Origin of the sequence: Devosia sp. WQ 349K1 (assembly GCF_016595685.1) — a bacterium.
Classification (GTDB): Bacteria; Pseudomonadota; Alphaproteobacteria; order Rhizobiales; family Devosiaceae; genus Devosia.
Genome location: NZ_JAENGO010000005.1, coordinates 26,531 through 53,032, shown reverse-complemented (window position 1 = coordinate 53,032; position 26,502 = coordinate 26,531). Strand labels below are relative to the sequence as shown.

The 26,502-nt window shown below is 55.3% G+C and carries 26 protein-coding genes; 16 read left to right on the top strand and 10 right to left on the bottom strand.

Annotated elements, in window-relative coordinates:
• Entirely contained in the window at positions 1-603 is a 603-nt protein-coding gene (locus tag JHL21_RS10880) for a Maf family protein (protein WP_200213453.1), read from the bottom strand.
• Positions 604-1,043: 440 nt separating this feature from the next.
• Between JHL21_RS10880 and hemE the strand changes: the two genes are divergently transcribed.
• From hemE to JHL21_RS10840, 8 genes are all read left to right on the top strand, one after another.
• On the top strand, positions 1,044-2,078 hold the full coding sequence (hemE, locus tag JHL21_RS10875) for a uroporphyrinogen decarboxylase (RefSeq protein WP_200213452.1): 1,035 nt from the start codon (positions 1,044-1,046) through the stop codon (positions 2,076-2,078).
• Between the two features lie 14 nt (positions 2,079-2,092).
• The gene (gene hemJ, locus JHL21_RS10870) at positions 2,093-2,521 is read left to right on the top strand and encodes a protoporphyrinogen oxidase HemJ (protein ID WP_199531031.1); all 429 of its coding nucleotides are present in this window, start codon (positions 2,093-2,095) and stop codon (positions 2,519-2,521) included.
• A gap of 260 nt (positions 2,522-2,781) precedes the next feature.
• Positions 2,782-4,047 (top strand): transcription termination factor Rho, encoded by a 1,266-nt coding sequence (rho, locus tag JHL21_RS10865; protein WP_169194458.1) that lies wholly within the window; start codon positions 2,782-2,784, stop codon positions 4,045-4,047.
• A gap of 20 nt (positions 4,048-4,067) precedes the next feature.
• Positions 4,068-5,357, top strand: a complete 1,290-nt coding sequence (gene mnmE / locus JHL21_RS10860) for a tRNA uridine-5-carboxymethylaminomethyl(34) synthesis GTPase MnmE (RefSeq protein ID WP_200213450.1) — start codon at positions 4,068-4,070, stop codon at positions 5,355-5,357.
• A 107-nt stretch (positions 5,358-5,464) separates the two neighbouring features.
• Positions 5,465-7,327, top strand: a complete 1,863-nt coding sequence (gene mnmG / locus JHL21_RS10855) for a tRNA uridine-5-carboxymethylaminomethyl(34) synthesis enzyme MnmG (protein WP_200213448.1) — start codon at positions 5,465-5,467, stop codon at positions 7,325-7,327.
• Positions 7,327-7,974 carry a 16S rRNA (guanine(527)-N(7))-methyltransferase RsmG gene (rsmG, locus tag JHL21_RS10850; protein WP_200213446.1) on the top strand — a complete coding sequence of 216 codons (648 nt, stop codon included), beginning with the start codon at positions 7,327-7,329 and terminating at the stop codon, positions 7,972-7,974. Before mnmG ends, rsmG begins: the two co-directional genes overlap by 1 nt.
• 18 nt (positions 7,975-7,992) lie before the next feature.
• Entirely contained in the window at positions 7,993-8,793 is an 801-nt protein-coding gene (locus JHL21_RS10845) for a ParA family protein (protein WP_199531027.1), read from the top strand.
• A 9-nt stretch (positions 8,794-8,802) separates the two neighbouring features.
• On the top strand, positions 8,803-9,678 hold the full coding sequence (locus tag JHL21_RS10840; protein WP_200213444.1) for a ParB/RepB/Spo0J family partition protein: 876 nt from the start codon (positions 8,803-8,805) through the stop codon (positions 9,676-9,678).
• Positions 9,679-9,732: 54 nt separating this feature from the next.
• Here the strand turns inward: JHL21_RS10840 and holA are convergent, their stop codons facing one another.
• Positions 9,733-10,755, bottom strand: coding sequence for a DNA polymerase III subunit delta (holA, locus tag JHL21_RS10835; RefSeq protein WP_200213443.1), 1,023 nt, complete (start codon positions 10,753-10,755; stop codon positions 9,733-9,735).
• A complete protein-coding gene (gene leuS, locus JHL21_RS10830) occupies positions 10,752-13,358 on the bottom strand; it encodes a leucine--tRNA ligase (protein ID WP_200213441.1) in 2,607 nt (868 codons plus the stop codon). The genes holA and leuS overlap by 4 nt, the downstream gene beginning before the upstream one ends.
• A 130-nt stretch (positions 13,359-13,488) precedes the next feature.
• Between leuS and JHL21_RS10825 the strand changes: the two genes are divergently transcribed.
• The 3 genes from JHL21_RS10825 to JHL21_RS10815 all read left to right on the top strand — a co-directional run bounded on the left by JHL21_RS10825 (position 13,489) and on the right by JHL21_RS10815 (position 15,548).
• Complete coding sequence (locus JHL21_RS10825) at positions 13,489-14,181, top strand: YggS family pyridoxal phosphate-dependent enzyme (protein WP_200213439.1); 693 nt, start codon at positions 13,489-13,491, stop codon at positions 14,179-14,181.
• Positions 14,182-14,306: 125 nt separating this feature from the next.
• Complete coding sequence (locus tag JHL21_RS10820) at positions 14,307-14,990, top strand: response regulator transcription factor (protein ID WP_200213437.1); 684 nt, start codon at positions 14,307-14,309, stop codon at positions 14,988-14,990.
• A 93-nt stretch (positions 14,991-15,083) separates the two neighbouring features.
• Entirely contained in the window at positions 15,084-15,548 is a 465-nt protein-coding gene (locus JHL21_RS10815; protein WP_169194468.1) for a Crp/Fnr family transcriptional regulator, read from the top strand.
• Here JHL21_RS10815 and JHL21_RS10810 read toward each other — a convergent pair.
• The 3 genes from JHL21_RS10810 to deoD all read right to left on the bottom strand — a co-directional run bounded on the left by JHL21_RS10810 (position 15,545) and on the right by deoD (position 17,955).
• Positions 15,545-16,351 carry an exodeoxyribonuclease III gene (locus JHL21_RS10810; RefSeq protein ID WP_200213436.1) on the bottom strand — a complete coding sequence of 269 codons (807 nt, stop codon included), beginning with the start codon at positions 16,349-16,351 and terminating at the stop codon, positions 15,545-15,547. The genes JHL21_RS10815 and JHL21_RS10810 overlap by 4 nt on opposite strands.
• A gap of 147 nt (positions 16,352-16,498) precedes the next feature.
• Entirely contained in the window at positions 16,499-17,029 is a 531-nt protein-coding gene (rplS, locus tag JHL21_RS10805) for a 50S ribosomal protein L19 (RefSeq protein ID WP_199531020.1), read from the bottom strand.
• Between the two features lie 215 nt (positions 17,030-17,244).
• Entirely contained in the window at positions 17,245-17,955 is a 711-nt protein-coding gene (gene deoD / locus JHL21_RS10800) for a purine-nucleoside phosphorylase (RefSeq protein ID WP_200213434.1), read from the bottom strand.
• Between the two features lie 123 nt (positions 17,956-18,078).
• Here deoD and argC point away from each other — a divergent pair, with 123 nt between their 5' ends.
• From argC to leuB, 5 genes are all read left to right on the top strand, one after another.
• Entirely contained in the window at positions 18,079-19,026 is a 948-nt protein-coding gene (gene argC, locus JHL21_RS10795) for an N-acetyl-gamma-glutamyl-phosphate reductase (RefSeq protein WP_200213433.1), read from the top strand.
• Positions 19,027-19,145: 119 nt separating this feature from the next.
• A complete protein-coding gene (leuD, locus tag JHL21_RS10790; RefSeq protein ID WP_200213431.1) occupies positions 19,146-19,751 on the top strand; it encodes a 3-isopropylmalate dehydratase small subunit in 606 nt (201 codons plus the stop codon).
• Positions 19,696-20,181 (top strand): N-acetyltransferase, encoded by a 486-nt coding sequence (locus tag JHL21_RS17900; protein ID WP_200213430.1) that lies wholly within the window; start codon positions 19,696-19,698, stop codon positions 20,179-20,181. The genes leuD and JHL21_RS17900 overlap by 56 nt, the downstream gene beginning before the upstream one ends.
• Positions 20,182-20,185: 4 nt before the next feature.
• A complete protein-coding gene (locus JHL21_RS10780) occupies positions 20,186-20,503 on the top strand; it encodes a Rid family hydrolase (RefSeq protein ID WP_200213428.1) in 318 nt (105 codons plus the stop codon).
• A gap of 183 nt (positions 20,504-20,686) precedes the next feature.
• Positions 20,687-21,790, top strand: coding sequence for a 3-isopropylmalate dehydrogenase (gene leuB / locus JHL21_RS10775; protein ID WP_200213426.1), 1,104 nt, complete (start codon positions 20,687-20,689; stop codon positions 21,788-21,790).
• A gap of 205 nt (positions 21,791-21,995) precedes the next feature.
• Here leuB and rpsP read toward each other — a convergent pair whose 3' ends face one another.
• The 4 genes from rpsP to JHL21_RS10755 all read right to left on the bottom strand — a co-directional run bounded on the left by rpsP (position 21,996) and on the right by JHL21_RS10755 (position 26,313).
• Positions 21,996-22,358, bottom strand: coding sequence for a 30S ribosomal protein S16 (rpsP, locus tag JHL21_RS10770; protein ID WP_182394549.1), 363 nt, complete (start codon positions 22,356-22,358; stop codon positions 21,996-21,998).
• 27 nt (positions 22,359-22,385) lie between these two features.
• On the bottom strand, positions 22,386-23,969 hold the full coding sequence (gene ffh / locus JHL21_RS10765; RefSeq protein WP_200213425.1) for a signal recognition particle protein: 1,584 nt from the start codon (positions 23,967-23,969) through the stop codon (positions 22,386-22,388).
• A 220-nt stretch (positions 23,970-24,189) separates the two neighbouring features.
• Positions 24,190-25,242, bottom strand: coding sequence for a GNAT family N-acetyltransferase (locus JHL21_RS10760; protein WP_200213423.1), 1,053 nt, complete (start codon positions 25,240-25,242; stop codon positions 24,190-24,192).
• Positions 25,243-25,359: 117 nt separating this feature from the next.
• Entirely contained in the window at positions 25,360-26,313 is a 954-nt protein-coding gene (locus JHL21_RS10755) for a hypothetical protein (protein ID WP_200213421.1), read from the bottom strand.
• Positions 26,314-26,502 lie beyond the last annotated feature (189 nt).

Here is a 26,502-nt window from a genome sequence, read left to right as displayed (position 1 = left end):
TTAGTCCTGAGGAGTTAGAAGGTCCGGCGCAAAATCGCGCAAAGCTTGAAGGAGGGGCAATAGGGGAAGCCCCAGAATAGTAAAGTAGTCGCCGCTCACCTTTTCAAAAAGGCGAATGGATGGGCCTTCCAAGCGATAACCACCAACCGAAGTTAACACTGCTTCCCCCTCTAACATGAGCACATCATCGCGCTCCTCGGGGGTAAACTCGCGCATGGTCAGTTCGGCACTCTCAAGGTGGGACCAGACTTCAAGCCCATTATGAACGAGCGAAACTCCAGCATGGAGGCGATGGGTTTTGCCACGCAGCAGATCAAGCTGGTCGGCAGCCGATTGGCTTGAGGAAGGCTTGTGCAAAAGATCTGGCCCGAGAGCCAAAGTTTGGTCAGCGCCGATAACCATTGCGTTAGGAAAGAGCCTCGAAACCGCTTCCGCCTTGCGCCGCGCCAGTAGTAATGCGACGTCTCGGCCATCGCCTCCGGCCTCAGAAGCGGCGCGTTCCTCGGCACGTTCGTCCACATCTGCAGCATGGCTGGTGAAGCGCAAACCTGCGTTATTTAACAAAGACTTACGTGTTTTGCTGGTGGAGGCGAGAATAAGCATAGGGTGAGTTTATCCCCACTATCATCCACAGCTCAAGGCGGAACTGTGCGTAAGACTCATAAGTTTTGGGATTTCGAAAACTTATTCGACCTGTTCCCAAATTCATTAACAGCTCGTTTTCGCAGTGACGTGAATGCCCCTGTGTGAATCTTCGGGGAAAACTATACTAGAAGCGAATACAGATATTCGACTGAAGATTCACAGCCGGAATCGAATCGTTGACTCGGGAGTCCGCTGATTAATCTCTCGTTAACTATTTTGACTCCGGCATTGCTTAACAGTTCGTTTACAGAACTTAACAGGGCGTTAATGAACCCTCTGCGCGGACGTGTCGCCGACCACGCAATTGTGGACGGGAAGGAATTCACTCAAAACACCGCTATGATAATAAAGATACGAAGTAAGAAAGACTCTATTTTAGGTTTGGAAGGGAAGGGATCATGAGCGCTGTGCCCCATAAGCCCATGCTCGCGACCGTACTGGGACAACGCCAAGAGCGTCCTCCCGTTTGGATCATGCGACAGGCAGGACGTTATCTACCGGAGTACCGTGAGACCCGTACCCAAGCGAAGAATTTCCTAGAGCTGTGCTACACGCCTGACTTGGCTGTTGAGGTTACGCTTCAGCCGCTTCGTCGCTTCGATCTCGATGCGTCGATCCTGTTCTCAGACATTTTGGTTATTCCAGATGCTCTAGGACAATCAGTGCGCTTTGAAACAGGTGAGGGTCCACTTCTCGAGCCACTCGATCCATCCGGTGTTGACCGCTTGGATCGGAGCAGAGCTTTGGAGCACTTAGCGCCTGTTCTGGAAACTGTGCGTCGCCTCAGAGCTGCATTGCCACCGGAAAAGACGCTGATCGGCTTCTGCGGTGCTCCATGGACTGTGGCGACCTATATGCTCGGCGGTCGCGGGTCCTCGGATCAGTGGGTGGCGCGCAAGTTCGCTCTCCAGCACCCCCAGGCTTTCGATAAGCTGATGGATATCCTGGTCGAGACCAGCATTGATTATCTTGAAGCGCAGTTCAAAGCTGGTGCTGATGTTGTTCAGATTTTTGAGAGCTGGGCTCTCAATCTCGACGACACCTCGTTCGTCCGGAATGTGATGGACCCGAACCGGAGGATCGTTGAGGGGCTCCGTTCACGCGTCCCGAATGCGCCAATCATTGGTTTTCCACGCGGTGCTGCCGGTAATATTCTGCGCTATGCCGAAGCGACCAAGGTCAACGCGGTTGGGATCGACTATGCCACGCCACTCGATTTCGTCTGCAAAACCCTACCAAACACACTGACGGTGCAGGGCAATCTTGATCCGCTTCGTCTGGTTGTTGGTGGCGAAGCGATGGAAACCCAGGCGCGTAAAATCATCGAGGCCTTCTCCGATCGTCCGCATGTGTTCAATCTTGGCCACGGCATTGTGCCCGAAACTCCGATTGCACATGTCGAACGTCTGATGGAAATCATTAAGCGCGGTTAAGGGATTTTTCGAAAATGCTCGAAATGTGGGTCAAAGCCCTACACGTCATTTCGGTGATTTGTTGGATGGCCGGGATGTTCTACCTGCCGCGCCTGTTCGTGTATCACACCAAGGTCGCCGTAGGCTCTGAACAGTCGGAAATGTTCAAGGTGATGGAACGTCGTTTGTTCCGAGCCATCACCACGCCGGCAATGATTGCGAGTTGGATTTTTGGGCTGTGGATGATCCATCTTGGTTTGATGGATTTTTCGACCGGCTGGACTTGGATTAAGCTAATTGCCGTTCTCGGCATGTCGGCTTGTCACGGGATTTTGGCTAAGCAACTGAAAGCTTTTGCTCAGGACAAGAATACCAAATCAGAAAAATTCTACCGCGTTATCAACGAGGTGCCGACGGTTCTGATGCTGATCATCGTTATCATGGTGGTCGTGAAGCCGTTCTAAGCACTACGCTACAGTTCAGGAATTTGATAACGGGGTGAGCAGTGCTTACTCCGTTTTCTTTTTGCTCGACGGTCAGCGCCGTTTCACGTGAATCCACCTGATCGCTATTCAATCTTGAAAAATCTCTGGGATCGGAGTAGATGATAACGCGAAGCACCCCATAGGGCGCGGTTTCCCAAACCGTTGCGGCGTGCTGATCAACTCCCCATTTTCTGATTTACCTTCGTTTTATCGATATCCCTCAAGGGCCCGTCGCATACATGCAGAATATCAAGCTCAGCGAGCTCAAGGCCAAATCACCGGCCGAACTCTTGGCTTTTGCCGAGGAGCTGGAGGTCGAAAACGCTTCGACCATGCGCAAGCAGGAATTGATGTTCGCCATTCTCAAGGAATTGGCGGCTCAGGATATCAACATCGTCGGTGAAGGCGTGGTTGAGGTGCTCCCGGACGGGTTCGGCTTCCTACGTTCGCCAGATGCGAATTATCTACCAGGTCCGGATGACATCTATGTCAGCCCGAGCCAGATCCGTCGTTTCGGTTTGCGCACCGGCGATACGGTTGAGGGCGAGATTCGCTCTCCCAAGGAAGGCGAGCGCTATTTCGCGCTGCTCAAGGTCAGCACAATCAATTTCGAGGATCCTGAAGCTGTCCGTCATAAGGTCAACTTCGACAACCTCACCCCACTCTACCCTGAAGAACGCCTCCGCATGGAGCTGCCAGATCCGACAACCAAAGATCGTTCGGCTCGTCTGCTCGATCTGGTAGCGCCGCTCGGCAAGGGCCAGCGCGCATTGATTGTTGCGCCTCCGCGTACTGGTAAGACTGTACTGTTGCAGAATATCGCACAGTCTATCGCGACCAATCACCCGGAATGCTATTTGATCGTTCTGTTGATCGACGAACGTCCGGAAGAAGTGACCGACATGCAGCGCTCGGTGCGCGGTGAAGTCATCTCCTCCACCTTCGACGAACCAGCAAGCCGCCACGTTCAGGTCGCTGAAATGGTGATCGAAAAGGCGAAGCGCCTTGTCGAACACAAGCGTGACGTTGTTATCCTGCTCGACTCGATCACCCGTCTTGGTCGCGCGTACAACACCGTAGTTCCGAGCTCCGGCAAGGTTCTCACCGGTGGTGTCGATGCGAACGCGCTGCAGCGTCCAAAGCGCTTCTTCGGCGCGGCACGTAACATCGAAGACGGTGGTTCTTTGACCATCATCTCGACAGCGCTGATCGATACTGGTTCGCGCATGGACGAAGTGATCTTCGAAGAATTCAAGGGCACCGGTAACTCGGAAATCGTCCTTGATCGTAAGGTCGCTGATAAGCGCGTCTTCCCGGCTATCGACATCAATAAGTCCGGTACCCGTAAGGAAGAACTGCTCGTCGACACGGATATCCTGCGCAAGATGTATGTCCTGCGCCGCATCCTCAACCCGATGGGGACAATCGACGCGATGGAATTCCTGGTCGACAAGGTTCGTCAGACCAAGACCAATTCCGATTTCTTCGACTCAATGAACACCTAATAGACTAGACGGAGCCGGGCATGCAGGCGGGCGACACAATCATGGCGCTCTCCTCCGGCTCCTTGCCGGCCGGGGTGGCAGTAATCCGCCTCTCTGGCCCGATGGTCCAACAGGCACTACAAACTCTAGCAGGCGGCGTCCCTGCCGCCCGCAAGATGGCTCTCCGCTCCATTGGAGCAGATCGAGCACTCGATCAGGGCCTTGTGGTCTTCTTTCCATCTCCCAACAGCTTTACTGGCGAAGATTGCGCCGAACTGCACGTCCATGGATCGCCTGCGGGCGTGAAAGCCATTTTGGCCGAACTGGGCACGCTTGGGCTGCGCCTTGCTGAAGCCGGTGAATTTACCCGCCGGGCGTTCGAAAATGGAAAACTGGATCTCATCGAAGTTGAGGGGCTTGGCGATCTCCTATCTGCCGAAACAGAAAAACAGCGTCAGCAAGCCCTTGCGCGTTATGATGGACGCTTGACGGAAGAGATCGATCGATGGCGCGATACGCTTCTCGACTTGCGCGCCGAAATTGAAGCTCGGCTTGATTTTTCTGACGAAGGCGACGTTTCAGACGACCTGCCTAGCAGTTGGGTCGATCAACTCGCAACCCTTGAGAGCGCCATTGGTAGCGCGTTGGATTCGGTCGAAAGTGGTCGCATCGTTCGAGAAGGTCTGCGGGTTGCACTGGCCGGGGCGCCAAACGCCGGAAAATCGAGCCTCATCAATGCACTCTCCCGATCCGACGTCGCCATCGTATCTGATGAAGCGGGCACCACTCGCGACGTACGTGAAGTGCCACTCGACATCGGGGGCCAAAAATTTGTTCTTTTGGATTTGGCAGGTCTTCGAGAGACCGATAGTAAAGCTGAAGCCGAGGGGGTTAAGCGCGCTCACAAGGCAATCGCTGACGCCGACATTGTTCTCTGGCTTCGTGCCCCCGATGTTGAAGACATTGATGTACCAGAAACAACTGGTCACCTCGTCACCCTCGGCACCAAGTCAGACATAGCTGCCGTAGACGCAGATTTTGCGATCTCCACAGAAACTGGGGCAGGGCTCCCTCAGCTATTTGCTCATCTCGCAAAGCTTGGGGAAGCGGTTACGGGTGTTGAGCCGAGCCTTGTTAGCCACGAGCGCGACCGTCAGTCCCTGCAGGCTGCCTTGGTCACTTTGCAAGAGACACGCGGCTCCCTACATGATTGGGAGCTTGCAGCTGAAAGTCTGCGCAATACATCAGCCGCACTTGAGCGTATGATCGGCCGCCTTGATGCCGAGCGCGTTCTCGATCGGCTCTTTTCTAGCTTTTGCATTGGCAAGTGATTCACGTGAAACACGGGTGAAACGTCCCGTGGAGCTTCACGCTTAAGCCAAAATGTTGATTCACGTGAAACACTGGCCTATTTGATGCGCCTTGGAGAGTTTTACCCATGAGCGACTACGCCGTTATCGTTGTTGGTGGTGGTCACGCTGGTACGGAAGCTGCAGCTGCGTCTGCCCGTCTTGGCGTCCCCACGGCCCTTGTCACCCATCGCTTCGATACGATTGGGGAGATGAGCTGTAACCCAGCCATTGGTGGTTTGGGCAAAGGCCATCTCGTCCGAGAAATTGACGCACTTGATGGGCTCATGGGCCTCGTCGCTGATAAAGCCGGCATCCAGTTTCGCGTCCTCAACCGCCGCAAGGGACCTGCTGTACGCGGCCCGCGCGCGCAGGCAGATCGTAAACTTTATCGTGAAGCTATGCAGGCTGCGATCACCGCACAGCCAAACCTCGATGTGATCGAAGGCGAAGTCGACGACATTGAAGTCACCAATGGTCATGTCTCTGGCGTTGTGCTGCTCGATGGTCGTCGCATTGGCACCAAGGCAGTTGTCCTGACAACCGGTACCTTCTTACGCGGTCTCATTCACCGCGGCGAGTTTACCGAGCCCGCTGGTCGCGTCGGTGAAAAGCCAGTGCTCGGCCTGTCGACACGTCTGGAAGACCTTGGTCTTGCTCTCGGTCGCCTAAAGACGGGCACTCCTGCACGCCTTGACGGCACCTCGATCGATTATTCCGTTCTGGATGAACAGCCGGGCGATGACCCCATTGAAGCGTTTTCGGCTTTGACGGGCGAGATCACCACGCGTCAGGTATCGTGCCACATCACGCGAACAACCGCCGAAACGCATAAAATTATCAGCGATAACATTCATCGTTCGGCCATGTATTCTGGCCGCATTCAATCGCGTGGCCCGCGCTATTGCCCGTCGATCGAGGACAAAATTGTCCGGTTCGCCGATCGTGACAGCCATCAAATCTTTCTGGAGCCAGAAGGGCTAGAGGACAAGACCGTTTATCCAAACGGTCTTTCCACCTCCTTGCCTGAAGACGTTCAGGAAGCATTCCTTCGTTCCATGCCGGGCCTAGAAAATGTCAATATCATCCGCCCGGGCTACGCGATTGAATATGATTATGTAGATCCGCGTGAGCTGCGGTCCACCTTGGAGGTTAAGCGCCAGCCTGGTCTCTATCTCGCGGGTCAGATCAACGGCACGACCGGGTATGAGGAAGCGGGAGCGCAGGGTCTGCTTGCAGGTGCTAATGCAGCACTCGCCTCAAAGGGCGCCGAGCCTCTCATCTTGTCGCGAACGGAGAGCTATCTCGGCGTCATGGTCGACGATCTTGTTACCCGTGGTGTCTCCGAACCCTATCGTATGTTCACTTCACGCGCAGAGTTCCGTTTGCACTTGCGTGCCGACAACGCTGATCAGCGGCTAACTATGCTGGGCATTGAAAAGGGTGTGGTAGGCGATCGCCGAGCCAGCTATTACGCCGAAAAGTCGGCCAAGCTAGAACATGGGCGGACGCTCCTTAGAACGCTCAGCGCTTCACCGACTGAGGCTCGTAAGGCGGGCCTGCCCGTCAATGAAGATGGCAAACGTCGTTCCGCATTTGAGCTTTTGTCTTACCCTGACTTTGAGGCCAGTGATTTGACCAAGCTTTGGCCGGAGATCGCTGATCTTGAAACCGAAGTGTTGGAGCAAGTGTCTATCGACGCGCAGTATGCGGTGTATCTCGACCGCCAGAGGTCAGACATCGAAGCGGTCCGTCGCGACGAGCAACGCGCCATTCCTGATGATCTCGATTATATGGAGATTCCAGGTCTATCTATGGAACTGCGTCACAAGCTGACCCAGTACAAGCCGCAGACCATTGCTCAGGCTCAAGCAATGGATGGTATGACGCCGGCAGCGATTACGCTGCTATTGGCTGTCATCCGACGTGGTGCTCTTCGTAAGGCGGGTTAATGTCTAATACTCAATATGTTTCCGCCTATGCTGCGGCGCTGTCACGACCGGTTGACGTCGTCGCAAAAGACTTGGAATCCTATGCCAATCTGTTGCGTAAATGGCAGAAGGTTCAGAATCTTGTTTCACGTGAAACACTGAATGAGCTTTGGACCCGCCATTTCGCTGATAGTCTCCAGGCCCTAACAGTGCTCGAAGAATCAGATCGGCTTGTTATGGATATTGGCAGCGGCGGCGGCTTTCCGGCACTGCCGATGGCAATTGCATCGAAAGGCATGGATCGTAAATTCGTTCTTGTCGAGCCAACGTCCAGAAAAGTGAGCTTTCTCCGCACTGTAGCGCGTGAACTGTCTTTGAATGTGCAAGTCTTCGGGAATCGTACTGATGAGATTGATTCACGTGAAACAGGCGTACCAGACGTAATTACTTCCCGAGCATTGGCTGCTTTGCCGCAGTTATGTGATTGGATGCACCCCTTTTTCGGCGAAAATACTCGTGCAGTTCTGCACAAAGGCCGAGAACATGTTGAAGAGATCAAACTAGCCCGTACCCACTGGGACTTTGATGTGTTAACAAAAGGTAGTGACACTGACCCGGGCGGCGTGATCCTAACGATCACCGGTTTAAAACCGAGGTTAGCGAGTTAACGGCAAGCGGAGGCCGATTTGGCACCCCGAATCCTTACTTTAGCCAATCAAAAGGGCGGTGTCGGTAAAACGACAACAGCCATCAATCTCGCAACGGCCCTTGCTGCTATTGGTGAGCGCGTGTTGATTGTCGACCTTGATCCTCAGGGCAATGCCTCTACGGGTCTGGGCATCAATCGCACCGACCGCGCATTGTCGGCCTATGACGTCTTGGTTGGTGAAGCGACCGTCGTCGAAGCGTCGATCATGACGACGGTGCCCAATGTGGCAATTGTCCCGTCGACGATGGACTTGCTCGGGGTGGAACTGACCATTGCTGGGCAGGGCGATCGTGCTTTTAAGCTGCGCAATGCCTTCAAGCAAGTTGATGAGATGCGGATCAACGACAAGCCGGTGAGCTATATTCTCATCGATTGTCCGCCCTCGTTGAACCTTCTTACGGTCAATTCACTTGTTGCGGCTGACGCTGTGCTGGTGCCACTGCAGTGCGAGTTTTTCGCGCTTGAAGGTCTTTCACAGCTCTTGCAGACCATTGAGCAGATACGCTCGACCCTCAATCCACGCCTTTCGATCCAGGGTGTGGTGATGACCATGTTCGACAAGCGCAACAATCTTTCCGAGCAGGTTCTTGCGGACGTGCGTAGCGAAATGGGTGATCTGGTCTATGACACAGTCATTCCGCGCAATGTTCGCCTTTCGGAAGCGCCGTCCTACGGCAAACCGGCATTGCTATACGATTTGAAGTGCGCAGGATCTCAGGCTTACCTGCGCCTTGCCACTGAAGTTATCCGCCGCGAGCGGCGCCTGAACGCAGCTTAGGAGCGCAGAATGACAGACAAACCGACACGTCTTGGCCGGGGTCTTGCAGCGCTTATTGGCGACATGGCTTCTATCGAAGGTGCACGCGTGACCGAGTCGGGTTCCGGCGGCAAAAAATTGCCGCTAGAATTCATCATTCCAAACCGCGCGAACCCGCGTCGCACGTTCAACGATGAGCAACTCGAAGAGTTGACGAACTCGATCCGTGAGAAGGGCGTAATGTCGCCGCTTCTAGTCCGTCCAACGACCGATCCAAACATTTTCGAGTTGATCGCCGGTGAACGCCGTTGGCGCGCATCCCAAAAAGCGGGCCTTCACGACGTTCCGGTCATCGTCCGTGATGTTGACGATAAGGAAGCGCTCGAACTAGCGATTATCGAAAACGTTCAACGCGCCGACCTTAACCCGCTCGAAGAAGCAATGGGTTATGGTCAGCTGATTGAGCAGTTTGAATATACTCAGCAGGACCTGGCGCAAGTTATCGGCAAATCGCGATCGCATGTGGCAAACACGCTGCGCTTGCTTAAGTTGCCAGAAGACGTTCGCGGCATGGTCTCGAGCGGAACACTGACCGCTGGGCACGCGCGCACGCTGATCACTGTCGACGACCCGACTGCACTGGCACATGAGATCGTTGAAAAGGGTCTTTCGGTTCGCGAAGCAGAAGCGCTCAGCCAGCAGCGCGATATTCCTTTGAAGAAGCCGGTTGTAGGCCGCGCTGAGCCCGATACAGACACTTTGGCGCTACAGCGTCGCCTAGCCGACGCGCTGGGCCTGACGGTGGCTCTAAATCATTCTGACAAGGGTGGTAAGGTAGAGATCCGCTACAAGACACTCGAACAGTTGGACGATATCTGCATGCGTCTAACCGGCCGGACTAACTAAGCTTTTGTTTTAATAGATGTTCCACGTGAAACGCGCCCTTTTGGGGCGCGTTTTTTATTGTGTGGCGGCCATCATGCACAGTGCCAGGGTTGTTCTTCGCAACACTGCTTCTGCTAGGGCGGGACGGCGGCGACTGTCCGAAGTCGCTTGCAGAAGGCGGTCCGCGGCGATCGCTAGGGAGCGGTCCGACCAGAGGCGCAACTGCTGCTCAAGGGTTCCCATCCGTGAAAAGTGGGGTTTGGGCTTTACACCCTCCAACACAGCGCGAGCTGGCTTGCCTTTGTCCACTTCGGTCCGCCAACGGCGAAGACTGGCAAAATGATTGGTCAGCATAGCCAGTAGTTGCTGGGGGTTCACATTTGCGGAAACTGCACGGTTGAGTGCCAGCTCTAGCTTTTCGGCGTGCCCGCCGCCTGTCGAATCCAAAATTGCGTCTATGGCTAAGGCACCGTTGTCGGCACAAAGCAACAGAACGTCCTCGCGGGTAAGGTGTTTGGTTTTGGCTGAGTAAAGCGTCAGCTTTTCCAATTCGCGACGCGTGATCTCGCGGTCGTTGCCAAGGATTTCTCGTAGGCTTGGGATAACGTCGTTGTCGTGCCGAATGCCGTTCTGGTTAAACGTTTCACGCATGAGCGCAATAAGGGTTTCGTCGCTATCCGGGTAGCACGGCAAAGCGCGCCCCAATTTAGCGCCTTCGACAAGTGCACGCAGAGCGTCCTTGGGCGTGAGATTATCGGCCTCGAGCACGATGGCAGTGCCACCGGGATCATCTACGAGTTCTTTGAGTGGCGCAGCTAGTGTCTTACTGGCATTTCTCACGCGAATGATGCGTTTGCCGCCAAACAGTGAGACTGACCGGGCTTCTAGCACGAGTAGTGAAGGATCTGCGTTAAGTTCCGGACCGTCAAAAATGGTGACATTGGCTGAGCCAGGATCGTCACCAGACAGATAGCGGATCAGCCGCTGGGCGGTCTCACGAACAAGACCGCCGTCTGGGCCATAAGCGAGGAATATGCCCTCGCTGAGGTCGGGGCGCGCTAGATAGCGCGCCACCTCATGTGCTTTAAGCGACGTCATACAACAATGTTGATGATGCGATCGGGAACGACCACGATCTTCTTCGGGGTCTTGCCTTCGAGCGCCTTGGTGACGGCTTCAAGTGCAAGCGCCTGAGCTTCGACCTCAGCGGCCGCAGTACCCTTGGCCACAACCAGTTCGCCACGGCGCTTGCCGTTGATCTGGATGGGCATGGTTACTTCATCATCGACGAGAAGCTTAGCGTCAACCTCTGGCCAGAGAGCGTCGGCAACGAGGCCTTCTGCGCCGAGAACGTCCCAGCATGTTTCGGCCAAGTGCGGCATCATCGGGCTGATCAGTTGGATCAACGAGCGTGTGCCTTCCTTGAGCGCTGTTTGCGTTGCGGCGCCAGGCTTGCCGTTTACAGCTTTCACCAATGCGTTGGTGAGTTCGTAAATCTGAGCCACGGCACGGTTGAAACGCAGGCCTTCGATGTCCTGAGCCACGCCGTGGACGGAACGGTGCACGATCTTGCGCAGACCAAGGGCTGCGGTTTCGTCAACGGCATCACTTGCGGTCGCCGGAGCTGCATCCACGAGATCATTGACCAAACGCCAGACGCGCTGCTGGAAGCGGCTTGCGCCTTCAACACCGGCTTCGGTCCACTGAACGTCGCGTTCAGGTGGGGAATCCGAGAGCATGAACCAACGCGCGGTATCGGCACCGTAGGACGAAACGATTTCGTCTGGATCGACCACGTTCTTCTTGGACTTGCTCATCTTTTCAACAGAACCAATAGACACTGGTTCGTTGTTGGACAGCAGGCGCGCAGAACGGACGTCACCATTGGTTTCGATGGCGATATCGGTTGGATTGACCCAAGCGCCATCCGTGGACTTGTAAGTCTCGTGGGTGACCATGCCCTGAGTGAACAGGCCCTTGAATGGTTCATCTACGCCAACGTGACCAGTGGCCTTCATCGCGCGGGTGAAGAAGCGGCTGTAGAGCAGGTGCAGGATCGCGTGTTCTACGCCGCCGATGTACTGGTCCACCGGAAGCCAGCGATTGGCGACAGCCGGTACCGTGGGGGTATCCGCATGTGGGGCAGTGAAGCGGGTAAAATACCAGGACGAGTCGACAAAGGTGTCCATGGTGTCGGTTTCACGACGCGCGGCAACACCACACTGTGGGCAGTTGGTGTGCTTCCAGGTCGGGTGATGGTCGAGCGCATTGCCCGGCTTATCGAAGGAAACGTCTTCTGGCAGAATGACCGGCAGGTCCTTCTTTGGCACAGGCAGCGTTCCACACACTTCGCAGTGGATGACCGGGATCGGGCAACCCCAATAGCGCTGACGGGAAATACCCCAGTCGCGCAGGCGATAATTGACTTCAACTGCGCCCTGCGGCTGACCATCAACTGTGCGTGCACCAAAGACATCCGCCATCTTTGCTTTGGCAGCATCGATGGTGAGGCCGTTGAGGAACTCTGAGTTAAAGATGGTGCCACCGTCGACATAGGCTTCGTCGGCAACAGCAAATGTGGCCGGGTCGGTGTCTGCGGGCAGAACGACGGCCTTAACCGGCAGATCGTATTTACGAGCGAAATCTAGGTCGCGCTGGTCATGTGCTGGGCAACCAAAGATTGCGCCCGTGCCATAGTCCATGAGGACGAAGTTGGCGACATAGACGGGCAGGGTCGCGCCTTCAACCACCGGGTGTTTCACGTGAAGACCAGTGAACACGCCCTTCTTTTCCGCCTTTTCAAGCGTTTCAGTGGCTGTTCCCTGACGGCGGAATTCAGCAACAAACTCAGTGAGCTCTGGGCTCGATTTGGCCAGTTCAGCGGTCAGCGGGTGGTCTGGCGATAGGGCGAGGAAGGAAGCGCCGAAAATAGTGTCCGGACGGGTGGTAAACACCTCGACCGACGTTGCGGCGGCCTTGTCGGAGCCGACCAGTTCGAACAGGAGGCGCATGCCTTCTGACTTGCCGATCCAGTTGCGCTGCATGGTGCGCACTTTTTCTGGCCATTCGGTCAGCGTGTCTATGGCTTCGAGCAGGTCTTCAGCAAAATCAGAGATCTTGAAGAACCACTGCGTCAGCTCGCGCTGCTCAACTGCAGCGCCCGAGCGCCAACCCTTGCCATCAATAACCTGCTCATTGGCGAGAACGGTCATGTCGACCGGATCCCAATTCACCTTTGAGCTCTTGCGGGTCACGAGACCGGCTTCAAGCATATCGATGAACATAGCCTGTTGGTGCTGGTAATAGTCCGGCGAGCAGGTGGCGATTTCGCGCGTCCAATCAATGGAGAGGCCCATCGATTTCAGCTGCTTCTTCATCGCCTCAATATTGGCATAGGTCCAAGTACCCGGATGGGTCTTGCGTTCGATCGCAGCATTTTCAGCTGGCAGACCAAAAGCGTCCCAACCCATTGGGTGGAGCACATTTTTGCCCTTCGCACGGTGATAGCGCGCCACGACGTCGCCCATGGCGTAGTTGCGCACGTGGCCCATATGAATGCGACCCGAGGGGTAGGGGAACATCTCTAGGACGTAGTAAGGGTCGCGCGGATCATCGTTGGAAGTCACAAAGCTCTGGCGCTCGTCCCAGATCTTTTGCCATTTCGGTTCGCTTTCGCGCGGATTGTAGCGTTCGCCGCTCAACTCGGATCGTCCTTACAAATCTAACACAGCATGTCGCAGGAGGGTTGCGCCGCTTGCGTTTTCAGGGGTTTTTAGCTACCCGGACCATCACCAGAAATCCCTTGTCAGGTCAACAGCTACGGGGTCTGCAATGACAGGCAGCATCAGCAGCGCCCAAACTGCGCTCAACGACATTAAAGCTCGGATAGAGACGGCACGGCTTCGCTTCGGCGCGCCGCCCGAAACCGTTGACTTGGTTGCAGTTTCCAAGACTTTTTCAGCCGATGAGGTCCTTCCATTTCTGCAGGCAGGCCAGCGCGTTTTCGGTGAAAACCGTGTTCAGGAGGCCAAAGATAAGTGGCCGTCATTGCGCGAGAAGTTTGCTGACGTGCAATTGCACTTGATTGGCCCACTCCAGACCAACAAAGCGCGTGAGGCCGTGGCACTGTTTGATGTTATCGAAAGCGTTGACCGAGAGAAGGTGGCCGCAGTGCTGGCCGAGGAGATGAAGCGTGCGGATAAATCCATACCGTGCTTTGTGCAGGTCAACATTGGTGGCGAAGAGCAAAAGGCCGGGATTGCGATTGCTGACACGGTAGCTTTCGTAAAACGCTGTCGCGAGGTCCACGGGCTCAACATCATTGGCCTGATGTGCATTCCCCCAGACGGCCAGCCCGCAGGAAGCTATTTTGCCCATCTCAGCCAACTTGGCCAGGAGGCCGGTGTCTCACACCTCTCGATGGGGATGAGCGGCGATTTTGAAACCGCGATTGCTATGGGTGCAACCCATGTGCGCGTGGGTTCGGCCCTGTTCGGTAAGCGGCCGGCGACAATCTCGGCCTAAACCTGCAACTTTTCCGTATGTTTCCACGTTGCCTTCTCAATAACGGCGATGTGATGAGGCGTGCCCTTTTTAGGTCGCGTCTTTGTGATCTCGCTCGACCAGAGTGGAAACGCGCGGAGTAAAATATGAATAAGCGGCGCATCTTGGTTGTGGATGACGATACCGATCTACGGCAGACGCTCGTCGAACAGCTCGCGGCGGAGCCCGATTTCGAGATCGTTGAAGCAGGCACAGCGAGTGATGCTTTCGTCGCGGTGCGTGGGAACAATGTTGATCTCACCATCATGGACGTCGGTTTGCCTGATATGGACGGCCGCGATGCTGTGCGCACCCTGCGTCAGGAAGGCTATTCGAGCCCCGTATTGCTCCTGACCGGCCACGACAGTGACGCTGACGAGATTCAGGGACTTGAATCGGGCGCGAATGACTATGTGACCAAGCCGTTCCGCTACCCAGTCCTTTTGGCCCGTATTCAGGCGGCTTTACGCCAGCATGACAGCAGTGAAGACGCCGTTTTCACTATTGGTCCCTACAATTTCCATCCTGCTGGTAAGACAATGGAAATGGTGGACGGCACCAAGGTCCGCTTGACCGACAAAGAAACATCGATACTCAAGTTTCTCTATCGTCAGGGTCCGAAAACCATCACGCGTGACATCCTCCTAAAGGAGGTTTGGGGTTACAATAATCGGGTGACCACCCATACGTTAGAGACCCATATCTACCGGCTTCGCCAAAAGATTGAGCGCGATCCATCCAATGCACGTCTTCTCGTCACGGAAGATGGTGGGTATCGTCTCGTTCCCTAAAAGACAAAAGAGTTCATTCTCCCCCAGAACTCGATTATAGCTTGCCAAAGGCCGCTTCGATGAAGCGGCCAAAGGCATAGCGGGTCTGGGCTGATGATAGTGGACGACGCGGCCGAGCTCTTGAGCCAGGCCGATTTCTTCGACATTTGCGATGAACAAGAGCTCACCATGTTGGGTTTTGCTGGTGATCGCCAGCATTTCTCAGCCGGTGACGTCATCTATCGCGGCGGTACGGAGCCGCAAGGTGCTTCTGTTTTGGTGCGCGGTACCGTGCTCGTTGAACATCAAGGCGCAGAGGCGAGCAAAGCTTATCGTCTCACCGAGCCTGGTAGTGTGATATCGCCAACCTCGCTCATCATTGCTAAACCGCGGCCCGTGACCTTTACGGCTGAGACGGAATGCGAGCTGATCTTTGTCCCGCGGTCGGCTTTCCTAAAGCTCGCGAAACAAAGCCCCAGCCTCGCTCAACGCGCCGCAGAGCGCATCCAACGAGATCTGGGGCAATATATGCACGCGCTCGAACCACTGCGAAAGAAGATGGTTCGCTCGGCGGATTAGCCGAAATGGGCGATGACGGGCACGTGGTCCGAAGGTTGCGCTGTCCAGCCTCGGGCCGCGCGAACGATCTCTATTCCAGAACAATTCTGGGCGATGTCCGAAGTTGACCAAATGTGGTCAAGGCGACGGCCGCGGTCGGACGCATTCCAATCCTTGCCGCGATAGCTCCACCACGAATAGATCTTCTGATCGTAGGGGACGTGCTTGCGTACCAGGTCGACCCAGCCAAATCCTCCCTTGAGCAGGGCATCGAGGCGCTCGGTTTCCATCGGCGTGTGACTGATGATTTTAAGCAGTTGCTTGTGGTTCCACACATCGTTCTCGTGTGGCGCGATGTTGAAGTCACCGGCGATCAGCTGACGATGCTGGAAGGCAGGCTCGGCGAACCACGTCTTCAGCTCATCCAGGAAATCGAGCTTGTGCTTGAACTTGGGATTGATGGTTACGTCCGGCTCATCGCCGCCCGCAGGAATATAGAAATTGTGCAGCGTGGTTGGGCCATAGCCAAAGTCCATCAGCGCTGCGATGTGACGCGAATCGGGAATTTCGCAGAAAGAGCGGCTTGAAATGTCCGTTAGCGGAAACTTTGAGACAGTTGCGACCCCGTGGTAACCCTTCTGGCCATGCACGGCCATGTGCGGGTAGCCAGCTTCGATGAAAGCATTGCGCGGAAACTGGTCATTCGTGCACTTAATTTCCTGTAGCATCAGTACGTCCGGCTGATACTCGCGCAAGAAATTAAGGACCATCTCGATCCGAAGACGGACCGAATTGATGTTCCAGGTCACAATGGAAGTGGTCATTAAAGACTCCGGGAATCGGGTGACGCTTGTTTGTGCTCTTCTATCAGCCCTAGCCGATTGAGCTAAGCGTTTCACGTGAATCGTTGTGGCAAAAGGAAAGGCCCGGTGTTGCCACCGGGCCTCTCAATTCGATCAGCTTCGAGCGTCTTATTCGCTCTTTGCTTCTTCGGCTGCTGCTGCTGCAGCTGCTGCTTCAGCTTCCTTTGCAGCGACTTCAGCTGCGAGGGCCTGAGCTGCTGCTACGCGTTCAGCTTCACGGGCTTCCTTAGCAGCCAGTGCTGCTTCGCGTTCGCCAGCTTCGATCTTGCGGGTACGAGCGTTGGTCGATTCGAAAATACGAGCAGACTTACCGCGACGATCGCGCAGGTAGTACAGCTTGGCGCGACGAACCTTACCGCGCTTGATCACTTCAACCGAAGCAATGTTTGGGGAGTAGATTGGGAACACGCGTTCCACGCCTTCACCGTAAGAAATCTTACGGACGGTGAAGGATTCCATGATGCCGCCACCCGAGCGAGCAATCACGACGCCTTCATAGGCCTGGAGACGTTCCTTGTCGCCTTCGCGGATCTTTACCCACACCTTGACGGTATCGCCGTGGGTGAAGTCTGGAAGTTCGCGCTGAGCGGCGAGCTTAGCAACTTGTTCTTGTTCAAGCTGCTGGATGATATTGGTCATAATCGATCCGTTCTGATCTTTTCGCTGGAGCAATTTGGGGGTCCGAAAACCCTTGTTGCCCGGTCTTGGTTTGTAACGGAGGGCAGTCTTCTTGTTATTCCCGTGCGTCTACTCCGAGAGGCAAACACACGAATGGGCGGCTCATAGGCGATAAACGCCAATGAGTCCAGCCCTGCTGCTGCATTCGGCCTCTAACTCTCAGCCTTTTTACGGGTTTAAGCGACGGCGGTATCGAGGGAAAGCTCAACCATTTCTTTGAGAGAGCTTTGGCGCTCGTCGGCGCTCATTTCCTCGTGCGTAATCAGGCTATCAGTCATGGTGCAAATGGCGAGGGCCTTCACCTTGAAACGCGCCGCGAGCGTATAAAGCACAGCCGCTTCCATCTCCACGCCGATCACGCCATGTTCCGGCAACTTGTCATACCCTGCGAAGCCATCAGCGTGGTAGAAGACATCTGAAGACAGCATATTGCCTGCGTGATAGGCCAAACCGCGCTCTTCAGCGAGATTGGCGGCTGTTCGCAGAAGGCCGAAGTCAGCGATTGGGGCGAAGTTGAAGGCGCCGAACCGGTCCTTCACAATGCCTGAATCGGTGGACGCACCCTGCGCCAGTATAATGTCCCGCACTTTCACATCAGCGCTAAGCCCGCCGCATGTGCCCACACGGATGATCTTTTTAACGCCAAAGACGTTGATCAACTCATGCACATAGATGGCGAGGGACGGTTGGCCCATACCGCTGGCCTGCACTGAAATGGGCTTGCCTTTCCAAGTGCCGGTATAGCCGAGGCAATTACGGACAGAATTGACGAGTTTGGGGTTCTCGAAGAACGTCTCAGCGATCCATTTTGCGCGCAAAGGGTCGCCCGGCAGCAGCACCGCTTCTGCATAGTCACCGGGCTTGGCGTGATTGTGTGGAGTGCTCATAGTCGTCCCTCGTTTTGTAGATGCTTAGGATTGCCAAAGCTGGGCATGCATTACAACCGCAGAACGCTTGACGTTGGCGCGAGAGAACGCCATCTAAGCCAAGTCTTATTGAGGAGCCCATTCATGGCCGCGAAGATCTTTATTGATGGCGAAGCTGGTACCACTGGTCTGCAGATCCGTGATCGTCTGGCTGGCCGACAGGATCTTGAAGTTCTCTCGATCGCGCCGGAAAAGCGCAAGGATCAGGATGAGCGTAAGCGCCTGCTCAATGCAGCTGATGTGGCGATCCTCTGCCTGCCCGACGAAGCCGCCAAAGAAAGCGTACGTCTCATCGACAATGACACCACTCGTGTCATTGATGCCTCGACCGCATTCCGTATCGCTGAAGGCTGGACCTATGGCTTTGCTGAAATGGACATCGGTCAGACCGAAGCCATTGCTAAGGCGCGTTTCGTTGCCAATCCAGGGTGCTGGCCACAGGGGCTAATCGCGGCCGCTCGTCCGCTGGTGGAAGCGCGCTTTCTGCCCGGCGACTATCCGCTGAGCTACCATGGCATTTCCGGCTATTCGGGCGGTGGTCGCCAGATGATCGAAGAGTATGAGGCAGAAGGGGCAAAGCCGAGCCAGTTCATGCCTTACGGGCTGACCTTTAAGCACAAGCACCTGCCAGAAATGGCGGAATATGCGCATCTGAACCGTGCGCCTTTGTTTGAGCCCACCGTTGGCAATTTTGCTCAGGGCATGTTGACGACGATGCCGCTGCACCTCGACATGGTTGCCGATATGCCAACGGGCAAAGATCTGCATGATTGCCTTTCGGCACATTACGCAGCGATCCCGAACAGCTTCGTTGAAGTCATGCCTTATGATCCAAGCGCCGGCAAACTCGCTTCGCTTGATCCTCAGGCCAATAACGGCACCAATAAGCTCTCGCTCTATGTGTTTGCCAATGATGAGCTCAATCAGGCTGTCATTGCTGCGGTTTACGATAATCTGGGCAAGGGCGCTTCTGGCGCTGCAGTTCAGAACCTCAACATCATGTTGGGCGTCGATCCAAAGACCAGCCTCTAAGCATTTTTCAAACGTACGGATGGGGTGAAAACTCCAACCGTACGCTTTGGTACGGTTAGGCCTTGACCGATACCCCCGGATTGCGCGATGACGCTAGTAACAGCGAGGTCCCAAACCCCATGGATAAGTTCATCACTCTGACCGGTGTCGCGGCTCCATTGCCGATTATCAATATCGACACCGATATGATCATCCCAAAGCAGTACCTCAAGACGATCAAGCGCACCGGTCTCGGCACTGCGCTGTTCTCCGAAATGCGGTACAATGAAGATGGCTCGGAAAATGCTGAGTTCGTCCTCAATCAGCCTGCTTATCGCAAAGCGCAGATCATCATCGCGGGCGACAACTTTGGTTGTGGTTCCTCGCGTGAGCACGCGCCTTGGGCACTGCTTGACTTCGGCGTTCGCTGCGTGATTTCCACCAGCTTTGCAGACATTTTCTACAATAACTGCTTCAAGAACGGCATTCTGCCACTCGTCGTTTCGCCAGAACAGCTCAAACTGCTGCTCGACGATGCCGAGCGCGGCTCAAACGCTACTCTGACCATCGACCTCGAAGCGCAGACCATTCAGGGTCCAGATGGTGGCACACTCCACTTCGACATCGACCCATCGCGCAAGCAGATTCTGCTTGAAGGTCTCGATGACATTGCCGGCACATTGAAGTCCGATGCATCCATCTCCTCCTTTGAGGGTAAAATGGCTACACAACGTCCCTGGCTCTAAAGTGGTCCAGATCGTTTTAGAAGAAGGTCTGAGTGGGGCATCTCATCAGGCCATTTTGAGCGGTCTTATCCAATACAATGACTCCAAAACGGAGGGGCGATTTGCTCCTCCGTTTTTTTCATTTGTGCTGGCGTTGAAAGACGACGGCGGCGACACTGTTGGCGGCCTGACTGGCCGCATCAGCTACGGCTGGATGATGATTGAACTATTGCACCTTCCAGAGGCTTTACGCGGGCAGGGTGTTGGCGAAGCCTTGATGAATAGGGCAGAGGTCTTGGCGCGCGAAAAGCTCTGTGTCGGCATTCGGCTAGACACGATGAGTTTTCAAGCTCCTGGGTTTTACGCAAAGCTTGGCTACACTGAATACGGCCGCCTAGAAGACTATCCGCCCGGTCACACTCGATACTTCCTCCACAAGAGATTGGACTAACACTATGGTGCAGCGCGTTTCCACTGGCTCGCCCTTTGAAGCCACTTTTGGCTATTCGCGCGCCGTGCGCCACGAAGACACTGTCTATGTGTCCGGCACGACAGGCTATGACTACGCCACCATGATCATGCCGGAGAGCGTTGGCGAGCAGGCCAAGAACGTCCTGGCCACTATCGACAAAGCGCTCAAAGAAGTGGGCTCCTCGATCGAGGATACGGTCCGCCCCGCCGCTTCCATGCTGATCGTGCAGATGATCGAAGTGGGCATGAAGATCGAGATCGAAGTAACGGCCCGCATCGGCGCCGCGACTAGTCACAGCTGATCGCACGCTTTCCAATTAGTAAAATGAGGCTCACCTCAGCGCTCGTTTATCTGTGTGATGGCTTGCAGCTCATGCGCACGAATTTGCGCTGTCGCTTCCGCCGTGGCTTGCGCTAGCGTCGAAAAAAGCGCTATGTGCAAGCTAAGGTGTACCCGTGAGTACGGTTGAGGAGTTTATCCCAATATGGCTGCCCATTCCCTTTTCCTTCTGCCAGGTGACGGCATCGGCACAGAGATCATGGCTGAGGTCGAAAAGATCATCGCTTGGTCCAACGAAGCTGGTCTGACGGACTTCGCGATTGAACGCGGTCTGGCTGGCGGTTGCGCTTATGATGCGCATGGCGAAGCGATCTCCGAAGAAGACATGGAAAAGGCTCTGAAGGCCGATGCTGTCATCTTCGGCGCTGTTGGCGGTCCGAAGTGGGACAATGTCCCTTACGACAAGCGCCCAGAAGCAGCGCTGCTGCGTCTGCGCAAGGATCTGGGCCTGTTTGCCAACCTGCGTCCAGCGATCTGCTACCCAGCACTGGCTGACGCCTCTGCGCTCAAGCGCGAATTGGTTGAAGGCCTCGACATCCTCATCGTGCGCGAGCTGACCGGTGGCGTTTACTTCGGCGAGCCGAAGGAAATCATCGATCTGGGCAATGGCCAGAAGCGCGGTGTGGATACTCAGGTTTACGAAACCTACGAAATTGATCGCATTGCGCGTGTCGCCTTCGATCTTGCCCGCACGCGCGGCAACAAGATCCACTCGGCCGATAAAAAGAACGTCATGAAGTCTGGCGTCTTGTGGGACGAAGTTGTGCGCACCGTTGCCAAGGATTTTGGCGACGTAGCGTTCAACCATATTCTGGCTGACAACTGCGCTATGCAGCTCGTCCGCAATCCAAAGCAGTTCGACGTCATCGTTACTGATAACCTCTTTGGCGACATTCTCTCGGACGTTGCAGCAATGCTCACCGGTTCGCTTGGCATGCTCCCATCGGCAGCGCTCGGCGCTCCAGATGCGACCACCGGGAAGCGCAAGGCGATGTACGAGCCAGTCCACGGTTCGGCGCCAGACATTGCCGGCAAGGGCATCGCCAACCCGATCGCGATGATCGCGTCCTACGCGATGGCTCTGCGCTATTCCTTCGGCATGATCGAATTGGCTGACAAGGTCGAAGGCGCCATTGCTGCCGTTCTCGCCGATGGCCTACGTTCGGCTGACATTGCCCAGGAAGGCTGCAAGGTCGTTGGTACCCAAGAAATGGGCGAAGCCATCCTTGCAAAGCTCAAGGCAGCATAAGGGAGACGTTGTCTCCTTTATAAGTTCCATAAGTTTTAAGTCTGAAAACCCCGGCAGAGATGTCGGGGTTTTTTGTTAGTTTTGATTATCAAGGCGGAAGCTGGCGCGACGGCGGGGCTTCTCTTTGTAGCTACAAAACCCAACAAAAAACCCCGGTGCCGAAACACCAGGGTCTTCAAAAATCTCAGTCCAAAAAGAACTAAAATTATTCAGCTGCGCCTTCAGCAACAGCAGCTTCCTTAGCTGCCTTTTCTTCTGCGCGTTCCTTAGCGCGGTCGCCTGGCTCACCCTTCTTTGGGTTGTTGCGTGCGTCGCGCTTCAGGAGGCCCGCTGCGTCGAGGAAACGTTCTACGCGGTCGGTCGGAACCGCACCAACGGACAGCCAGTGCTGAGCGCGTTCGGTGTTCAGAACGATGCGGTTTTCAACGTCCTTGTTCAGCAGTGGGTTGTAGGTGCCCAGCTTTTCGATGAAGCGGCCGTCGCGTGGCGAACGCGCGTCAGCGATAACGATGTGGTAGAATGGGCGCTTCTTGGTGCCAGCGCGTGCAAGGCGGATCTTGAGTGCCATGATTGGCTCCTAGTTTCGAGTTTTGGTCTATTTCTTCTTGCCCAAGCCGGGCAGGCCTGGGAATTTTGGTAAGCCACCGAGACCGGGAAGACCCGGGCCACCGGAGGACTTGAGCAGCGCGTTGACGTCAGTCGGCAGCGCCTTGGGGGCAGGGAGATCAGCGCCGGGTAGGCCCTTGAGCTGATCGGGATTGATGCCGGCCTGACGGGCCATGGCTTCAAGCTGTTTAGGGTCCATTTTGGACAGGTCCGGCATGCCGCCGAGCATTCCGCCCATCTTGCCCCCAAACATGCCCCCGAGTGCGCCCATGCCGCCCTTGGAGACTTTTTTCATCATATCCGCCATCTGGCGGTGCTGTTTGGTCAGCTTATTGATTTCCGACACGTCAACACCGGCACCAGCAGCGATACGCTTGCGGCGCGAAGCATTGAGCAGGTCCGGGTTGGCCCGTTCCTTGGCGGTCATCGAATTGATAATAGCGATCTGGCGATCAAAGACCTTTTCGTCGATGTTCGCGTTGGCCATAGCCTTTTTCATCTGGCCGGCGCCGGGCATCATGCCCATCAGGCCACCCATGCCGCCCATCTTCTTCATCTGCTGAAGCTGGCCGCGCAGATCGTCGAGGTCGAAGGAGCCCTTCTTGAGCTTCTTCGCCATTTTCGCGGCGTCTTCGGCAGTGACGTGTTCGGCAGCCTTTTCGACGAGCGAAACAATGTCGCCCATGCCAAGGATACGGTCAGCGATACGGCTTGGATGGAAGTCCTCAAGGGCGTCCATCTTTTCGCCAACACCGATCAGCTTGATCGGCTTGCCCGTTGCGGCGCGCATCGAGAGCGCAGCGCCACCACGACCGTCGCCATCAACGCGTGTCAGCACGATACCGGTAATGTCGAGGCGGCTATCAAATGAGCGGGCGACGTTGATCGCGTCCTGGCCGGTCAACGAATCGACAACCAGCAGGATTTCATGTGGCTTGACGGTCTCCTTAATGGAGACCGTTTCGACCATCAGTTCCTCATCGATATGCGTCCGACCGGCGGTATCGACGATCAGAACGTCATAGCCGCCGAGGCGGGCTTCGCGTTCAGCGCGACGCGCAATTTCGACCGGCGTTTCGCTCGAGACGATTGGAAGAGTGTCAACACCAACCTGTTCGCCAAGGATGCGCAGCTGCTCCATAGCAGCCGGACGGCGCGTATCGAGCGAAGCCAGCAGCACTTTTTTGCGCTGCTTGTCCTTAAGACGCTTGGCAATCTTGGCGGTGGTGGTGGTCTTACCCGAACCCTGCAGACCCACCATCAGGAGGGTTACGGGGACAGGGGCGTTAAGATCGATGGTGACAGCGTCAGATCCAAGAACTGCAACGAGCTCGTCGTTGACGATCTTGACGACCTGCTGACCCGGGGTAACGGAGCGCGTGACTTCAGCGCCAATAGCGCGTTCACGAACCTGCTCAACGAAGGCACGGACAACTTCAAGCGAAACGTCGGCTTCAATAAGGGCACGACGGATCTCGCGCATTGCAGCATCGACGTCCGCTTCATTCAGCGCGCCGCGGCCACGAAGCCCGTCAAAGATTTTGCCAAGCCGGTCGCTTAAGCTCTCGAACATGCCGTTTCCTTTTCACTCGCAAGGCCAATTCCTTGTGAGAGATAAGATCCAAAAAGCCAAACACCAAACCCACCCGCGGGCGCAACGCGCTGGCGGATGTTGGCCTCCGGGATCTCTTTATACCCCTAGGGGTCCCGGTCGGCTGGTCAGGAGCAAATGCCTGATGAACAGTTTGGCTCTAAGGGAAAGTGCCCAACGAGTCAAGGAAGCTCGGCAATCCTTATGGTTTTTGGTCCTTGTTCCGCCCAAAAAAACGCATGACTTTGACGCGGAGGGCCGGTGGGGTACGCAAAACCAACGCTTTCAGGTTTGGTCGCAACCAAACATCCCAAACGCGCACAATCAACTTGCCGCGTGCGGTTAGAGGGATAGCGATATCGTGGACGCCCACGACTTGAGTCGCCCAGGTCAATTTGTAGGGCATGGTGGGAATACCGAGGTCACAGGCGTCCAGCCCTCTGTCAGCGCAGGCCTGAGTGATTTCGGCGAGATGCATCTTGCCCGGACTTTCGTCCGACTGGGAAAAGTCACGGGCCGCGACATAGGCATAATAGCGGTCACCGTGCGTGAAACCCCATTGTTCAGCCAGAAAATTTTGACCGTGAACGAGCGAAAAACCCGTGATTGAAAGATCTGGATTGCCGACGAGGCTGGCGCAAAAGTCCTGAAAATGACGCGTGCCGAAAGCGCGCGACGTCAGGCCCTGCTCTTTCAATCGTTGGTCACGGCTGCTGAGCGTTCTTTCGATTAAGGCCAGTTGTTGGCCTGCATCATCAACCACGTGGTGGGAGAGTGTGGCCTCGCGTTCGAGCCTATTGCGCGCATTGCGGATGTTTTTGCGCGTTTTCGGCCTTACCGTGCGAAAATATGCAGCGAAGTCAGGATAGTCCGATAGTTCTGCGACGGGCGCACCGAGGGTTTCGGCGGTTTTGACGTGATCGGCCGGCAGACCTTTATAGAGTGATGAGCCGCTGCGCACTTTCGTGAAGAGCAGCGTATCACTGGCAATTTTTGATTTTGTGGCATCGATCAGCTGTCGAACCACGGTCTCAGCATCTTCTTCTGCGGCTACCAAGGCATTCGCTATCTGAGAAAAAGCATAGCCAATGGGCACTAAGACACGGCGCATGCCTGTGCTCACGAGTTCCATCGGAAGAGCGCCGATAAGGCTCTCGCCTCGGTAAGCGAGAACGATAAAGGGGCTGAAGGCTGCGTTGTTTCGCGCCACCTCAAAATCCCAGACAGCACGAACCCAACCCAGGCTCTGGAACAAGACATCCCGCCCAGAGCGCTGTTCGAGCTCGAGCCAAAGGGGCGCAAGGCGATCGAACGCCTCGCGCTGATTTATAACCTTAGTGTGAAGGGCGTCTATCGCGGCGATTTGACGAGATCACTTTTCAAAGGTGAAGGCGGGGATGTCCCTGATACCTTCGGGATTGGTTGGGTCGACTTCAAAGTCGACAGTGTAAACCTTCTTGCGCTGCGGGTTGAGCGGCGAAAATTTTACTGCGCCGGCGAGCCCGAGTTTGGACAGATAAGAAAGACCGCTCGTGTTCTGAGCGAGCTTTGTGAGGCCCAACTTATTGCGCAACACGCCATTGGCGTAATTTACCGCGTAGTGTTTACGCAGTTCGTCGGTCCAATGCTCGGTGGTGAAACTGACATTGAGCATGCCGTGATTGACGACGCGGTGTGGCCCATTGAGCGGCCAATGCAGCATCTGGCCCGCTTCAAGGTCATAAACCTGCGCGAAATCATCAAACCACTGCTCAAATGGCATGTCTGTTTCGCGCAACTGCCCAAGGATAAGCTTTTCCAGCGCTGGCTGAGAAATAAAGGGCGCTTGGGCGGGGTAGACATAAACCTTCTTTGTGCCCCGCACCTGCCACAAGCTCTGGCCCGGAACGTCAGAGTGGTATTTGACCGAGACGTTGGGCGATGAGATGAGAATGGTGAGATTGCGCTTATAGCTCTTAAAGCCCGGGATACGGCCTTCGAATTCGCTATAAAGGCTATCGAGCAGTGCCCCATAGGCTGGGTCGGTTTTGGCCGGTGCGGTCAAATTCACCCAAATATTGCCGTTACGCACAACCTCCAAAACCTCCGCACCGGATAGGTCTTTGATCTGGCCTTCGCGCCGTTTAGGCGGGTTCCCGGGGGTCTTTTGAGAGTAATTGACGTGATAGGCCTCACGCGGGGTCATGTCGATCAGACGGGAAAGTGCTTCATCGGAAAACAAATCCGATTGGGCTAAAGTGTGCTGGAGACGAAGTGCCTGTGTGCCCCACACATTGGCGTAGTAGTCTTTCCAGTCACTGATAATATGACTAGGCGAAAAAGCCATATTCATAGTTATTCCCTCTTAGCGATCTGCTTCAAAGATCTATAGCCACTCTTTCCTCTGTGATTGCACGATTAAATTTTGTTTCTAGTTAAGGCCAATGGTTACGTTTTAATGTACCCGATTGACGCAAGCGTCGGTTAACCGCGTCGAACCAACGCGTTCGGTGAAGGTGTCGCTCTGGCAATTGAA